Raw genomic sequence first — 204 nt, forward strand, 5'->3', positions numbered from 1 at the left:
CTTACCCGGGCACTATGCCCGGTGAGGGTGGCCCGTTCCGACCCAGTGGCCAAGTCCCACAGTTTCAGGGTGTTATCCCATGATGCAGAAACCGCCCCAGTGCCGTCCGGGGTGATGGCCACTGCATTTACCGGGGCACTATGCCCGGTGAGGGTGGCCCGTTCCGACCCAGTGGCCAAGTCCCACAGTTTCAGGGTGTTATCG

The 204-nt window shown here is 62.7% G+C and carries 1 pseudogene; it reads right to left on the reverse strand.

Features of this window, described 5'->3' with window-relative positions:
* A pseudogene (locus LKK83_RS30345) lies at window positions 1-204 on the reverse strand (WD40 repeat domain-containing protein); the annotation flags it as partial.

The organism is Phormidium sp. CCY1219 (assembly GCF_035615515.1).
Lineage (GTDB): Bacteria > Cyanobacteriota > Cyanobacteriia > Cyanobacteriales > Laspinemataceae > CCY1219.